The sequence below is a fragment of the Shewanella spartinae genome (assembly GCF_019457555.1).
GTDB lineage: Bacteria > Pseudomonadota > Gammaproteobacteria > Enterobacterales > Shewanellaceae > Shewanella > Shewanella loihica.
On sequence record NZ_CP080418.1, the window covers coordinates 304112 to 318288 of the forward strand.

At 53.3% G+C, this 14177-nt stretch carries 12 protein-coding genes; 4 read left to right on the forward strand and 8 right to left on the reverse strand.

What is annotated here, in order from left to right:
* The first annotated feature begins 346 nt into the window (after positions 1 to 346).
* Positions 347 to 1489 (forward strand): pyridoxal-phosphate-dependent aminotransferase family protein, encoded by a 1143-nt coding sequence (locus K0I31_RS01485; RefSeq protein ID WP_220079661.1) that lies wholly within the window; start codon positions 347 to 349, stop codon positions 1487 to 1489.
* Positions 1490 to 1569: 80 nt separating this feature from the next.
* Here K0I31_RS01485 and K0I31_RS01490 read toward each other — a convergent pair whose 3' ends face one another.
* The gene (locus tag K0I31_RS01490; protein ID WP_220079662.1) at positions 1570 to 1995 is read right to left on the reverse strand and encodes a hypothetical protein; all 426 of its coding nucleotides are present in this window, start codon (positions 1993 to 1995) and stop codon (positions 1570 to 1572) included.
* A gap of 378 nt (positions 1996 to 2373) precedes the next feature.
* Here K0I31_RS01490 and K0I31_RS01495 point away from each other — a divergent pair, with 378 nt between their 5' ends.
* A complete protein-coding gene (locus tag K0I31_RS01495; protein WP_011864102.1) occupies positions 2374 to 2844 on the forward strand; it encodes an Hsp20/alpha crystallin family protein in 471 nt (156 codons plus the stop codon).
* A gap of 89 nt (positions 2845 to 2933) precedes the next feature.
* Here the strand turns inward: K0I31_RS01495 and K0I31_RS01500 are convergent, their stop codons facing one another.
* Both K0I31_RS01500 and K0I31_RS01505 read right to left on the reverse strand, forming a co-directional pair.
* A complete protein-coding gene (locus K0I31_RS01500; protein WP_220079663.1) occupies positions 2934 to 4841 on the reverse strand; it encodes a hypothetical protein in 1908 nt (635 codons plus the stop codon).
* A 125-nt stretch (positions 4842 to 4966) separates the two neighbouring features.
* Positions 4967 to 6103 carry an MBL fold metallo-hydrolase gene (locus tag K0I31_RS01505; protein WP_258406550.1) on the reverse strand — a complete coding sequence of 379 codons (1137 nt, stop codon included), beginning with the start codon at positions 6101 to 6103 and terminating at the stop codon, positions 4967 to 4969.
* Between the two features lie 116 nt (positions 6104 to 6219).
* On the opposite strand from K0I31_RS01505, the gene K0I31_RS01510 reads away from it, so the two are divergent.
* Positions 6220 to 6828 (forward strand): TetR/AcrR family transcriptional regulator, encoded by a 609-nt coding sequence (locus tag K0I31_RS01510; protein WP_220079664.1) that lies wholly within the window; start codon positions 6220 to 6222, stop codon positions 6826 to 6828.
* A gap of 130 nt (positions 6829 to 6958) precedes the next feature.
* Here the strand turns inward: K0I31_RS01510 and K0I31_RS01515 are convergent, their stop codons facing one another.
* The 5 genes from K0I31_RS01515 to ubiK all read right to left on the reverse strand — a co-directional run bounded on the left by K0I31_RS01515 (position 6959) and on the right by ubiK (position 11918).
* A complete protein-coding gene (locus tag K0I31_RS01515; RefSeq protein ID WP_220079665.1) occupies positions 6959 to 8317 on the reverse strand; it encodes a sodium-dependent transporter in 1359 nt (452 codons plus the stop codon).
* Between the two features lie 238 nt (positions 8318 to 8555).
* A complete protein-coding gene (locus K0I31_RS01520) occupies positions 8556 to 9056 on the reverse strand; it encodes an Lrp/AsnC family transcriptional regulator (RefSeq protein WP_011864107.1) in 501 nt (166 codons plus the stop codon).
* A gap of 106 nt (positions 9057 to 9162) precedes the next feature.
* Positions 9163 to 9930, reverse strand: coding sequence for a phosphatase PAP2 family protein (locus K0I31_RS01525; RefSeq protein WP_220079666.1), 768 nt, complete (start codon positions 9928 to 9930; stop codon positions 9163 to 9165).
* Between the two features lie 152 nt (positions 9931 to 10082).
* On the reverse strand, positions 10083 to 11435 hold the full coding sequence (gene creD / locus K0I31_RS01530; protein ID WP_220079667.1) for a cell envelope integrity protein CreD: 1353 nt from the start codon (positions 11433 to 11435) through the stop codon (positions 10083 to 10085).
* A gap of 222 nt (positions 11436 to 11657) precedes the next feature.
* Complete coding sequence (ubiK, locus tag K0I31_RS01535; RefSeq protein WP_011864110.1) at positions 11658 to 11918, reverse strand: ubiquinone biosynthesis accessory factor UbiK; 261 nt, start codon at positions 11916 to 11918, stop codon at positions 11658 to 11660.
* 240 nt (positions 11919 to 12158) lie between these two features.
* Here ubiK and rep point away from each other — a divergent pair, with 240 nt between their 5' ends.
* Entirely contained in the window at positions 12159 to 14171 is a 2013-nt protein-coding gene (gene rep, locus K0I31_RS01540) for a DNA helicase Rep (protein WP_220079668.1), read from the forward strand.
* Positions 14172 to 14177 lie beyond the last annotated feature (6 nt).

Below are 14177 nucleotides of genomic sequence, written 5' to 3' on the forward strand. Positions count from 1 at the left end.
GCGATGGCGCCTTTTTTTATGTTATCTTGCAACAGATTCAAAGCAATAAGATGCCAGTTATACCAATCACGGTAAGTAAGTGATCAGAAATAGCACAGGAAAAACGGTCGAGAACAAGGCAGAATTTTTCGATAAGTAGTTATTCTACAATCAAAAATAGTAACGCCGTTATCGGACGTTTTAACAAGCTAGCATGATCAGTTATTTACTACGATTGGTATTATGGCACGAAAGTAACTGTTCATCCGTAGGGTGATGATGGGGCGTAAAGCCTTCGTCATCAAATCAAAACGACAGTTAGCCTTAACCCTAACTTCTCAAGCTAAGGCTTGATAGAGGACATGAGATGTTAGCAGCACCCAAAGTTACCCCTTTTAATCCCCCACGCCGAGTCTTGATGGGCCCGGGCCCGTCGGATGTCTATCCCGAGGTTCTGGCGGCGCAGGCAAGACCGACCATAGGCCACCTGGATCCCCTGTTTGTCGGCATGATGGATGAGCTTAAATCACTGATCCAATATGCGTTTCAGACCGAAAATGCCATGACGTTAGCAGTTTCAGCCCCTGGCAGCGCCGGCATGGAAACCTGTTTCGTTAACCTGGTGGAGCCGGGCGAGAAGGTGATCGTCTGTCGTAACGGCGTATTTGGCGAGCGTATGCGTCAGAATGTTGAGCGCGTCGGTGCCACCGCTGTGGTGGTGGATAACGAATGGGGCACGCCGGTATCACTGAGCGATGTCGAGGCGGCGCTCAAGGCCCATCCCGATGCCAAGTTCCTCGCCTTCGTGCATGCCGAGACCTCAACCGGGGCGCTGTCGGACGCTAAGGGACTGTGTCAGTTGGCCAAGGCCCACGATTGTCTGTCGATCGGCGATGCGGTAACTTCCCTCGGCGGCGTGGAGCTCAGGGTCGACGAGTGGGGCATAGATGCCATCTATTCGGGCAGCCAGAAGTGCCTCTCCTGTGTGCCGGGGCTGTCGCCTGTCTCTTTCTCGCCTGCGGCGGTAGAGAAGCTCAAGGCGCGTAAGACGCCGGTGCAGAGTTGGTTCCTGGATCAGAGCCTGGTCATGGGTTACTGGAGTGGCGATCAGGGGGCGGGCGGTAAGCGCAGCTATCACCATACGGCGCCGGTCAATGCCCTGTATGCCCTGCATGAGTCGCTACGCCTGCTGGCCGAAGAGGGGCTGGAAAATGCCTGGGCCCGCCATCAGTCTATGCACGCATTACTGCGTGACGGACTGGAAAATCTGGGGCTTAAGTTTGTGGTCGAGGAGGGCTCGCGTCTGCCACAGCTCAACGCGGTTTATATTCCCGAGGGAGTTGATGATGGCGCCGTGCGTAAGCAATTGCTCGAAAACTATAACCTGGAGATAGGTGCCGGTCTGGGCGCTTTGGCTGGTAAGGCCTGGCGTATCGGCCTGATGGGCTTCGGCGCGCGGCGCGAGAATGTCGCCCTCTGCCTAAGAGCGTTAGAGGAAGTGCTGCGTTAAACCAACTGCAAATTTAAAAAAGGGGCTTAGGCCCCTTTTTTGTTGTTAGCGCCTCCCTGTTTAGAGGGAAAACCTTTGATTTAGTCTATCGTGGTGCCATAAGCGATGAGTGCCAGGGTGGCCAGAATAGCGACCGAGGAGAAAATGGTGCCCAGTATGGCGAAGATCTTCTTGCGTTGTTTCTGCACCAGGCCGCCAATTCCCAGCCCCAGGGCTACCAAGGCCAGGCCGATGAAGGCAAAGATCAGCATGCCAACGACGATTGCTTCGGGCGATGTCTCATCTATGCCACCGGGTGTGGTGGCCTCCATGACGCCAGCCACTGTGACTATGCCAAAGATTAACAGGGTTGCGATGATACTCAGGGTAAAGGCGGCGATGCCCAGGCCCGAGTGTTTAAACTCTGGCTGGATAGCGGGTTGCGTGGGCACCTGTGGGCTAGCTTGGGCAGGCGCCTGTGTTGTGGGTGTCGGCGCTGGTGCGCTGTCGATGGATGCAGTGTCCATGAACGATTCCTTTCGATAAATAGTGTCATTCAGAGCATACCTAAGTCTCTCCCCGCTGTCTTTAAAAATGTGGCTGACTTCGGCGTGGTTAAAACGGCTATAACCTCATAATAATATTGCCTTTGTTTTGCATTGAACTGAAGGAGTTCTTACATGGAGGTAAGGGCATATTCTGTGCCTGAACACTGCCGAGATAAGTGATTTTTCGCCTCGATTTGATCTGGATTAACCTAGCGCTAGATAGCCCCTTGCGGTCCGTAAAAAGCAGGACTAAGGGACTAAAATTAAAGTAAGGAGCCCGGAGGGCTTGCGCTTTGGGCTGTTCGTAAATCCTCTGAATCTTGCCTTATGGAGATTCAACCAACAAAGGAGTTTGTTATGCGATCTTTCTTCCCCTCAATCTTTCATAAAGATGATCCGCGAACCGCACTGCATTCGCGGCTAGACAATGTATTCGATGATTTTGCTAAAGACTGGCTAACCACTTGGCCTAACACGCGCGCCGAGCTGGGCGTGATGCCTGCCATTGATGTCAAAGAATGTGCCGAATATGTCGAGATCAAGGCTGAATTGCCTGATATGGAAGAGAAGGACATCGACGTCGACATCCGCGGTAATTATCTCACCATCAGCGGTGAGAAGCGTCATGAGCAGGAGAAAGATGAGAAAGGCTATCACCTGAGAGAGCGCTCATTCGGCTCGTTCCAGCGGCAGATCCCTTTAGGCTTCAACATCGACGCCGACCAGATCACTGCCAAGTACAAGAAGGGCGTGCTCGCCATTCATGTGCCAAAACCCGCCGAGTTGCAGCAAGATGCTAAGAAGGTGAAAGTCGACTTTCATGAGTAGCAAGTGAGGTGTGTTAACAGCTATAGCAAGTCAATCGAATGTGAATCAAAGGCGCCCAGTTGGGCGCCTTTTCACTGATTTACGCAGGGTTAATAATATAAGCAGATTGCCGGTGGTAGTTGCGTGTCTTCCGGTGCGATTAATTGGGGGTATAGCTCGGTCATGTCAGCATATAATTTTGTGTATTTTAACCGTAAAAGCGCCATTAACCTGATATGTGCTGGCTGAATTGGCGGTTCGAGTGACATGATAAGCGGTAAATAGGTCATGAGTTGATCCGGATTGAACCTATGATCACTCGTGTCTAACAAGAGATATAAAGGATCCCGTCCAACCACTCTTTCGGGGTAGAGAATGTGCTGTGAGATGAGATAATTAAGCAGTTGAAGATCTTCTTTTGTAATCGCTATGTCGAGCAGGCTCTTACCAGAATAGTCGAGCTCGTCGATATCTATACCCTGGGCAATAACGTCGACCATTCTACTCTTGGTGGCGTCGTATAACAGCGAATAAGAGAGCCTATCCTGGTGCAGGCGACTGGTCTGTAAAGGTACAAAATAAGTGGGGTCGTAACCTAGCAGTTGATAGAAGAAATGGCGATATTCCGCTTCATTAAGCTGCGCCTCTTCTAACACGCTTATGGCTTCAGAGATCTTATTCTCACGAGCGAACCCGTAGACCTTATCTTCCAACTCTCTATCGTGAAGGTAACTTACCCCAAATGTATTTGGTGCAACCTTTGAAGAACAGTCCGCCAGAATAGGATCGATTTCATTGAGGGTTTCTCTGGTGACATTTTTCCCCTCTTCAGTGAGCTTAGCGGTGAAAAAGTTGAGATCTCGAGGTTGCCACTCTTGATCGACTCGAGCCACAATTATCTTGCATTGGTTGCGCTCGGACTCTGAAGCAATAGTTGTTAACTGCTCTGCGAGCTCTTTCTCGAGAGCTTGCATTAAGGCGCTCTGTTTATCGAACCTTAGGCCCTGCTTGGGGAGGATTTGAGCCAAGGCTAAATCGTGAGTTTGCTGTAGAAATGCGATTTGCTGGGCGTCGAAACTGTAAAAGTGTCTTGGGAAGAATCCTTTAACACTCTGTTCTGTGTTTGAGATGAAGTTTGCCGGGCTCCCCTGTGACTGCAGGAGTCTGATGATCTCTATCTGGCGTCCAAAGGCTTCATCATCGCTGAGTTTGTTCATACGGAACCGATAATCGAGGCCTGCAAGGGCATATTCCATCGTCGTGCCCAGATAGGGATCATTCGTCAGTTGGCTACCTTTGTTTAGTAGGGTTGAGACAACTTGATTGCGACCATGAAAGGCTGCGGTATCGATAAGATGTAAGGTTTCATTCTGTGTAATACCGTAGCCGAGTAAAGCGTTGACATCCTCTATTTGATTGAGTGCTTGTAGCAAGAGGGTCTGAGGTAAGCTCTCTTGTTTCAGTAGCCAATTTAGATCATCGATTGAAATCTCTGTGGATTCAAGCAGGGCTAGAGCCTCTTCTTGTTTTAACTCTGTTATGTTTGCGAGTTGTGGCTGCGGAACAGCTTTTTCTACGCGAACGAAACTCGGCAAGTCGGGTATCAGCGCCTTTACCTGCTCGCCTAGGTTGCGATTAACCTGGCTTAGCTGAGAATTATGTTTGAGCTGTTTGGCTCGCCAGCTGCCTACAAAGTTTGCATTGAGATAATGACCCATAGCCAGGGTAATGTCGTCTATGGAGTAGCCTTGCTCGAGTCGTTGATCCCAATCTTGCTCTCCGGCCCATTTTTGCTTGAGATCCTTGGCAGATTGAAGCGTATTACGGCAATCGGCGTAATTTAGCCCATTGAGTGCTTGCGAATGGCTTGCAGTGTCAGGCGCCACATTAGCAGATTTATCGGTAGGGGCATTGGGTGTATCGGCTGCTTGAGTAGGGACGATGATCGAACTGTCACGCGTCTGCCAATAGAGGATAAAGGCCACAAATAGAATGATGGCGACAAAAAATTTTTTCACTATGTTTCAATCCCTAAAACAATTTTGATGGTTAAATTTTTATTGTCGCCATTCTAGCATCTCGAATCGCAGAGGAAAAACCGGTCCTTGATGCCAAGCCAGTGGTGAGCCTCAAGGGCAGAAGATTATTCGTTTAGTGCTAAGTTGAGCTGTTCCTCCCGCCACCAGGCGATGCTTTCGGGCGCGTTGTGAATATCCAGTACCTGTCCCACGATTGGCGTGATGAGCTGTGTGTTTGCATCGGCGGCCAGGGCGGCGATGCGTTCCAGTGGCTCGTACCAGCTGTGAAAGGCCAGATCGAAGGTGCCGTTGTGGATCGGCATCATCTGACGTCCTCCCAGATCCAGGTGGGCCTGCAGGCTCTGCTCCGGCGTCATATGGATGCTGGGCCAGTCTTTGTCATAGGCGCCCGTCTCTATCATGGTGAGGTCGAAGGGGCCGAACCGCTCGCCTATGGCCTTGAAGCCGTCGAAGTAGCCCGAGTCGCCGCTGAAGTACAGCTTGCTCTTGTCAGATTGAATGACATAGCTGGCCCAGAGGGTCTGGTTCTTGTCCCAAAGTCCCCGGCCGGAAAAGTGCTGGGTCGGCGTTGCCGTGATGTTGAGTTCGCCAAGCGTCACGCTCTGCCACCAATCCAGCGGCTGCACCTTATCATTGGCGACGCCCCAGCGAAGTAGATGTTGCTCGACACCCAGAGGGACGATGAAACGCTTCACCTTGTGGTGGAGTCGCTTGATGCTCTCTTCGTCCAGGTGATCGTAATGGTCGTGGCTGATCAACACGCCATCGATCTCGGGAAGCTGCTCGAGGGCGATCGGTGGTTGATGGAAGCGTTTAGGGCCGATAAAGCTAAAGGGCGAGGCCCGGTCGCTAAAAACGGGATCGATCAACCAGGTTTGGCCCGCTATCTTGAGTAAGATGCTCGAGTGGCCCAAGCGGATCACGCTGTCCTGAGTGTCAGGCAGCGCGGCGATGCCATCGTGGGTCAGGGACATCAAAGGGATTGCCTTGGAAGGGCTGGCATCGACTCGCGTCTCGGTCAGGTAACGCATCAGGATGGCGCCCATGCCGCTGTTCTCGGTGAGATTGGCGGCGGTATTTTGAAAGCCGCCATCTGCTCTGTGGTGTGCGGCAGGCTCTCTGCTGGCAAGTTGATCACCTGAGGCCAGGGCTTGCGGCGCCAAAGAGGAGTTGATTAGGTTAGATGTCAGCATGCCGCCTCCGAGTATGATGCCAAGTGAGATGAGATATTTGCGTTTCATTGCAACCACCAAATGTAAACTAGTCGGTGTAGTTTATATAATCTTAGTTTAAAAAGTAAACTAATAAGTGTAAAATAATTGCAATTCGCCAAGGTAAACCTAATAAGTTATTTAAAATGATAGAGAAAAAATTAACTCGCTCGGAGCTGAAACGCGCGGCCATCGTCGAGGCAGCCAGTGTGGAGTTTCAAAATAAGGGATTTAGCCTGGCGAGTATGGATGACATTGCCAAACGTGCCGATGTGTCCAAGCGCACCGTGTATAACCATTTCCCCAGCAAAGAGGCGTTGTTTAGTGCCATCATGCTCGAGATGATGGAGATGCTGTGTGCCTTCGAATCTTTACCCTTCAGCGCCGAGGAGAGCCTGGCTTCACAGTTGACCCAATTGGTGCAGCACGAGATTAAGCTGTTAAGTGCTAGGGGGTTTATAGACACGGCCAGGGTGATTATCGCCGAGGCGATTCACAAGCCGGAGCTAATTCAAGATGCCATGTCGGAGTTTAGTAAGCAGGAATCGCCACTGGCGAACTGGTTCAATCAGGCGATCGCCGCCGGTGCGTTGAAGGCGAAGGATAGCGAGATCCTAGTGGTTCAGTTTACCGCTGTGATCAAGGCCTACTGCTTCTGGCCTCAGTTGATCCAGGGTGAGCCTCTCCCTAGCCAGGCCAAGCTCGATGAGATCACCCAAACTGTGGTCGAGATGATCATCAAGCAATATACCTAGGGCTGGCTCTTCAGCCATTGGTGGTTGCCCAAATAGAAAGCCTAGTCATATCCCAATGACTAGGCTTTTGTGTATCTGAGCTTTAGACCGACCTTTTATGCTCATCTCAGGTCGACTTACTCGCTAAGCCTCAGGCGGTCAGCAGCTGCAATATGATGGCGAGGATCAGCACTGGGCAAACATATTTCACGTACACAGGCCAGATGCGCCAGAAGAGGCCGTCGAGCTTGGCGCCTTCCTGGGCGGCGATCGCCTTGAGCAGGCTGTTTCTATGCCATACCCAGCCGGTGTAAAGGGCGATACCTAAGGCGATAAAGGGCTGGGCACGCTCCGTGGTCAGGGTAATAACTAACCCGAATAGGGCATCGAAATTAAACACCATGATAGTCGCCAGTAGGGCGATGCCACCGCCTACCAGATAGGTGGCGCTGTGACGCTGAATCTCTGTCTTCTCTACCATATAGCTGGTGGGTACCTCGACAATCGAGATGGCCGATGTCAGTCCGGCTATGGTCATCAGGATGAAGAAGACGATGGCGATCAGCTGCCCAGCTAAGCCGCCCAAGCTGTCGAACAGCGCCGGCAGTACGGTGAACACCAAGGTATCGGCATTGAGCAGGCTACCATCGGCGGCGAAGATCTGAACGCCGTTATGCTGGGCCACATACATGGCGGGTATGATCATCAAGGCGGCGAGGAAGGCGACGCTGGTGTCGGTCAGGGTGACGTAGGCAGTCAGCTTGGCTAGGTTTTCCTGCCGATTCAGGTAGGCGCCGTAGACCATCATGGCGCCTGTACCCACGGTGAGTGAGAAGAAGGTCTGGCCCAAGGCGCCGATAAGCACCTGAGGTTCCCAAATGCGGCTGAAATCCGGCACCAGCAGGGCGTTTAGCCCCTGGCTTGCACCGGGTTGAGTCAGAATATAGGCTACGCCCAGTATCAAGATTGCCAACAGCAGCGGCATGAGTCGCTTGGACCAAGCCTCGATCCCCTGCTGTACCCCCTGGCGGATCACTAAGACCACCATGAGGATAAAGATTAGGGTAAAGAGTAGATTACGCTCCAGCGAGAAGCTGGTTAACCAGAGGGCAATCTCTTGCATTCCCGCCAGCCTGGCGATTGGCGCCAGGGTGAAGCTGACAAACCAGCCAGATAGGATGCTGTAGAAGGTGCAGATTAGAGTGGCGGTAATGATGGAGGCGAAACCTATGGTCTTGCCCAGGTTGCGACTCAGCTTGCTGCTGCCCAGCTTGGCCATGGCATCGGCAGGGTTGGTCTGGCCGTGGCGGCCAATCATGAGTTCGGCGACCAGCATGGGGTAGCCCAGCAGGAAGATGAGCACCAGATACACCAAGAGGAAGGCGCCGCCACCATGGGTTGCCGCCTGAGTGGGAAATCCCCAGATGTTACCGACACCGACGGCCGAGCCAGCAGCCGCCATGATAAAGCCTATGCGTGAGCTGAAATGCCCTAAATCTTTTGCGCTCATCTATTCCTTACCTCAGTGTTAAAGAGGGCGCATCATAGTCCTTTATTATAGTCGGTCAAGGGTGGTAAATGGCGTGGATTAAGGTTAAGCCTTTGTTGTTATCGCGTCATGCTGCTATTTTTTGAAAACTAATTTCGCTTTCTGGCTTCATTGGCGAAATTATTGCGATGGCCCCGTTGAGACAGGCGTCGACGCGATAGGATTGCGCGGCTGAAAAAATGAGAATTTGTGTGATTTATCAAGCTTTATCGTCTTGAGTGCCGAGTTCCGGCAGGGGAATGGCGGTGCGGCTCTTGACCTGTTTGAGCACGAAGCTTGAGCGTATGCCAGCGATATGTGGATTGCTGGTGAGCTTCTCCAACAGGAAGTGTTTGAAGGCATCCATGTCTCTGACCAAGACCTTGAGCTGGTAATCGGCGTCGCTACCTGTCAGCAGGGCGCATTCGAGTACCTCGTCATAGCCGTCGATGGCCTGCTCGAACGCATCGAGTATCGCTTGGGTGTGTTTTTCCAGCCGCACCTGCACGTAGGCGGTCAGGGTTAACTGAAAGTAGGGCGCATCGACTAAGGCGGCGTAACCGGCGATGATGCCCGCCTCCTCCATCGCCTTGACTCGGCGCGAGCAGGGCGAGGGCGACAGGCCGACGCTTGCAGCCAGATCTTGGTTGGCCATGCGTCCCTGGGCTTGGAGTAACTTGAGGATCTGAATGTCGGTCTTGTCGAGTTGTAGTCTTGTCATGTCTATCGCCGGGGAAGAGTGAACCCTTGTGGAAGTAAAATCTTATTTCAGTAAAACATTAGCTCAGTAAAACATTATCTCAGTCAAACATTAGCCCAGTTAGGCACTAGCCTTGGCCGATGGCGCGCCATTTTTCGGTGATCAGCAAGGCGAGCAGGGCGATAAGGCCGCCGAGCAAGGATGCTGCCAAGACATCCTGAGGCCAGTGCATGCCCAGTAACATGCGGCTAAACCCCATGGCCAGCGCCCATAAGCATAACAGAGCGGCGAATAAAAACCTTTGCGCCGCCAACAAAAAATAGCTGACGACTAGGGCGAGCGTCACCGCAAACAAAGTGTGACCCGAGGGAAACGAGTAGCCCACCTCATCTTGCCAGTGCTGGGCTATCTTGGGGGAGAGGGATAGCTTGGTCTCCTGTGATAGCTTGATCTTCTTTGATAGCTTGGCAACCTCCTGTGCCATCAATATCCGCCGCGTCGGCTGACTGGCCTGATAAAAACCGCTAAGCGACAGCCCTTGGTTCTCCGCCAAGAATTGCACATTGGGTCTGGGGTGGCCGAAGTAAGGCTTGAGAAAGTGATTTAGCCCCAGGCTGAGTCCCATGGCGAGGCAGACGCTAAACAGTAGAGGCACTAGCTGTTTGCGTGGCAGCAACAGATAACAGACAAGCAGCAGGGCAAGCACGGTGAGCACACCATAGGGCGCCGTGCCCGAGCTGGTTAGGCCGTAGAGCAACTCCGCCTTGAGGGAACTGAGCTCGAGCCAGGGAAACAGGCTTAGTCCGCCTAAGTAGATTGCGGCGGGGATCAGCGTCAGGCCGCTCCAGAGTAGCACCACGGAAAAATAGAGATTGGCGGGAGGATTCGATCTCATAGAATTTCTCTTAAACCATCCAGTTTGAAAAAAGAGTCTTTGAAAAACTAGTCTTTGAAAAAACCGGGCTTTGAAAAATGCGTTTTTTGAAAAGCGCTAGGCTAACCCGCTTAGGCGGCGCTGGCTAGTCTGGCCAGCGCCTGAGGTGTTATTTACTCTTGCTGAGGGGTTAAAGGCGCTTCGATCTGGTGGCGAGTCAGGTACATGAGGATCAGCAGTACCATCATCAGCAGGCCTGAGCCCATCAGCAGCGCATAGTCTTCCAACTTCAGGATGGAGTAGAGCACGCTGTAGAGCGCCAGTAACATGATGGCCATGAAGGCGCCGCGCCTGCGACTGGCGGTCACGCTGGCAATATAGGCCGAGACAGACAGTAGTGGCACAGATGCCGCCAGCAGGTAGGCGTAACCGAAGCTGATATGCTCCGACAGGGAGAGTAACAGCAGATAGAAGAGTGCCATGGCGCTGGCGACCAGCAGATACTGAATCGAGCTTAAGACCTGTTGTTGCCCAAGCTCGAAGATCAGCAGCATGATGCTGGTGAGCATGATAAACAGCAGGCCATATTTGACCGCACGCTCTATCTTGCCGTAGTGGGTTACGGGTTCAAACAGGGTAGCCTGAGCCGCGATCTCCTGCAGATTGACCTCCTGGGTCTTGGTAAAGACCTGAGGATAGTTGCGGGTCAGGTGGCTCACGTCCCATTGGGCGCTGAAGCCCTGGGCGGTGATCTGTCGCTCGGTCGGTAGCAGACCGTGAAAGCTTGGATGCGGCCAGTCTGCCGACAGGGTAACCTCTGTCTGCTGTCCTATGGGCAACACAGAGATCCCTTGAGAGCCCCGTAGGCTGATATCGAAGTTGACCGTGAGTTGCTCACTATCGGGAGTCAGGGCGATCGGCTGATGAAAGCCGCGGTCGAGCCCCCTGAGTTGCTCCAGCCCAGTGCCGGGCATGAGTCGTTGCGGCGCGGCCGCTTGCTGGTCGGCCTTGGCTGTGAAGCGGTTGATCTTGTCGATGGCCTGGTTGGCGGAGATGCCAAACACCAGCCTGGCCTGGTCGGGATGCAGGCTGACTAGGTTGGGTAAGGTGTAGGCTTCGAGGCGAAACTGCGCCGAGCCGGTGACCTGAGACTGATAGACCAGAGAGCGGAAGATGCCGCGGGAGAGAAAGCTATGTTTGAGCGCGACGGCGAGGTTGAGCTGCTCCGGCAGCACAATGAGTTCGCTGTCGTAGGTGTGCCTCGCCTTGGTCATCTTGCCCGTGTCGCTGATGCTCTCCTGCACCACCTCATAGGTGTAGGGGATCACCAGCGCAGGTCCGGCAATGGTCTGCTGCTCGCCCCAAGAGCGGCCTATCTCGTTGACCACGCCGTGGTACAGATGCTGCCTGTCTGAGGTGAGGCTCTCGATGAGGCCTAAGGGGATCATCGCTACCAAGGTAAGAATGGCGATGAAGATCAGTTTCTTGCTCAGTGGGCTGTTGGCCAGGGGTAACCGACTTAACATAAATATCCCTCTCAATGACGGTCTGGGTGTATTGCGCCATTACACCATAAGTCGCGCCAAACAGGCGGGCATAGCGATGACCAATTGTGGCAAAACGGGGGCAATTGCCGATGTTGTAAGAGGTGATAGGCGAGTGATAAGAAGAGAATAAAACAGCCAACAAAAAAGAGCGCCGGGCGCTCTTTTTCATGGATGGAGGTCGCTTACGCGGCTTAGTGCGATTTAAGCCTCGTCTTGCTGTCTGAGTTTGGCTTCCAGGGCATCGACCTGAGCCTGTAGGGCTTCGAGTTTCTCGCGGGTCTTCAACAGCACGTGTTGCTGCACATCGAACTCTTCGCGCGAGACAAGATCTAGCTTCATCAGCTGGTTTTGCAGAACCTGTTTGCTCTTCTCTTCAAACTCACCGGCAAACTGCTTAAGCCCGCTGGGGAGGTTATCGCTTAGCTGCTTAGCTACTTCTTCGATCTTTTTGGGGTTAATCATCTTTTCTGTCCGCCATTGGCCATTTAATGCTATGCCCGAATTGTACCTAAGCCTACTGGGATGACAACTAAAAACCGGTCGCCTGACACCAGGTTGAGGGCAGGCTCACGTCGGTAGCTTATCGGTCGCGTACGTTTAAGCTTAGGTGAGAGCTTGGATATTTTTGTCTGAGCTATGGCGAAGATTCTGGTATGATCCCTGGCCGATCTCACGAATTCTCTAGTTGGTAGCCGTTAGTCAATGAAGCTCAATCCCGGTCAAAATGATGCTGTACACTATGTCTCTGGTCCCTGTCTGGTGCTTGCCGGCGCGGGCAGTGGTAAGACGCGTGTGATCATCAATAAGATTGCCTATCTGGTACAGAAGTGTGGTTATCAGGCGCGCAACATCGCCGCTGTGACCTTTACCAATAAGGCGGCGCGGGAGATGAAGGAGCGTGTGGCCCAGTCGATGGGACGCAAAGAAGCCAGAGGACTGTGGATCTCGACCTTCCACACCCTGGGGCTTGAGATCATCAAGCGTGAATATAAAGTTGTGGGCCTTAAGCCCGGCTTCTCCCTGTTTGACGACCAGGATACCCTGGCGCTGCTGAAAGAGCTGACCGAGAAGGAGTTTGACGGCGATAAAGATCTGCTGCGCATGCTGATGACGGCCATCTCCAACTGGAAGGGGGATCTGATGACGCCGGATGGTGCCATCAAAACCGCCAAAGACGAGCAGTCACAGTTATTTGCCTTGCTCTACCAGCGATATGCTCAGCATATGAAGGCTTATAACGCGCTGGATTTCGACGATCTTATCCTGCTGCCCACCCTGCTGCTGCGGCACAAGCAGGAGGTACGCGAGCGCTGGCAGAAACGCATTCAATACCTGCTGGTGGATGAGTATCAGGATACCAACACCAGCCAGTATGAGTTGGTTAAGTTGCTGGTGGGCGAGCGCGCCCGCTTTACCGTGGTAGGGGACGACGATCAATCTATCTACTCTTGGCGTGGGGCCAAGCCGCAGAACCTGGTGCTTTTGGGGAAGGACTTTCGCAATCTTAAGTTGATTAAACTCGAACAGAACTACCGCTCCAGTCAGCGGATCCTGCGGGCGGCTAACATATTGATCGCCAACAACCCCCACGTCTACGACAAGTCGCTGTTCAGCGAGCTGGCCTATGGTGAGCCGCTGCGGGTGCTGATCGCCGCCAACGAGGAGCAGGAGGCCGAGCGTGTGGTGGCTGAGATGATCCGCCACAAGTTTGTGGGCAAGACCCAGTTTGGCGATTATGCCATCCTCTATCGGGGCAACCATCAGTCGCGCCTGCTGGAGCGTGCGCTGATGACCAACCGCATCCCCTATAAGCTCAGCGGCGGCACCTCTTTCTTCGGCCGCGCCGAGATCAAAGATATTATGGCCTACCTGCGTCTGGTGGTGAACCCCGACGACGATAACGCCTTTCTGCGGGTGGTTAACCTGCCCAAACGCGGCATCGGCCCTGCAACCCTTGAGCGTCTGGGTAACTATGCCAACGAGCAGCATATCTCCATGTTCGAGGCGATATTCCAGAGCGAGTTGAACCACCATTTGCCGCCGGCAGCCATGTCGGCCCTGTATCAGTTTGGCAAGTTTATCGTCGATACCGGCGAGGCGGCCACCCGCGGCGAACCGGTTGAGGCGGTGAAGCAGCTGATCCGCCACATCAACTACGAAGACTATCTGTACGAGACCAGTACCAGTGCCAAGGCCGCCGAGATGCGGATGAAGAACATCTCCGAGCTCTATCGCTGGGTGACCGAGATGTTAGAGGGTGATGAGCTGGACGAAGGGATGACGTTGCCGGAAGTAGTGACCCGTCTGACCCTGAGGGACATGATGGAGCGTAACAGCGAAGACGAGGCCGGGGATCAGGTGCAACTGATGACGCTGCACGCCTCCAAGGGCCTCGAGTTCCCCTATGTCTTCATGGTGGGGGTGGAGGAGCGTATCTTGCCCCACCAGACCAGCATAGATGAAGACAACGTCGAGGAGGAGCGCCGCCTAGCCTATGTGGGGATCACCCGGGCGCAGAGGGAGCTGTGGTTCATGATCTGCCGTGAGCGGCGCCAGTTTGGCGAGGTGATGCGCTGTGAGCCCAGCCGCTTCCTGATGGAGCTGCCCCAGGACGATCTTATCTGGGAAAACCGTAAGCCGCCTCAGTCTGAGCAGCAAAGAGTGCAGTCGGGCCGGGCCAACATCGCCAACATACGGGATATGCTGAAGAAGTAAATTGCT

Bases quoted from the DNA above. Each gene is read 5' to 3' on its own strand.
- K0I31_RS01485 (WP_220079661.1), top strand. From the start codon at position 347: ATGTTAGCAGCACCCAAAGTTACCCCTTTTAATCCCCCACGCCGAGTC.
- K0I31_RS01490 (WP_220079662.1), bottom strand. From the start codon at position 1,995: ATGGACACTGCATCCATCGACAGCGCACCAGCGCCGACACCCACAACA.
- K0I31_RS01495 (WP_011864102.1), top strand. From the start codon at position 2,374: ATGCGATCTTTCTTCCCCTCAATCTTTCATAAAGATGATCCGCGAACC.
- K0I31_RS01505 (WP_258406550.1), bottom strand. From the start codon at position 6,103: ATGAAACGCAAATATCTCATCTCACTTGGCATCATACTCGGAGGCGGC.
- K0I31_RS01510 (WP_220079664.1), top strand. From the start codon at position 6,220: ATGATAGAGAAAAAATTAACTCGCTCGGAGCTGAAACGCGCGGCCATC.
- K0I31_RS01515 (WP_220079665.1), bottom strand. From the start codon at position 8,317: ATGAGCGCAAAAGATTTAGGGCATTTCAGCTCACGCATAGGCTTTATC.
- K0I31_RS01520 (WP_011864107.1), bottom strand. From the start codon at position 9,056: ATGACAAGACTACAACTCGACAAGACCGACATTCAGATCCTCAAGTTA.
- K0I31_RS01525 (WP_220079666.1), bottom strand. From the start codon at position 9,930: ATGAGATCGAATCCTCCCGCCAATCTCTATTTTTCCGTGGTGCTACTC.
- creD (WP_220079667.1), bottom strand. From the start codon at position 11,435: ATGTTAAGTCGGTTACCCCTGGCCAACAGCCCACTGAGCAAGAAACTG.
- ubiK (WP_011864110.1), bottom strand. From the start codon at position 11,918: ATGATTAACCCCAAAAAGATCGAAGAAGTAGCTAAGCAGCTAAGCGAT.
- rep (WP_220079668.1), top strand. From the start codon at position 12,159: ATGAAGCTCAATCCCGGTCAAAATGATGCTGTACACTATGTCTCTGGT.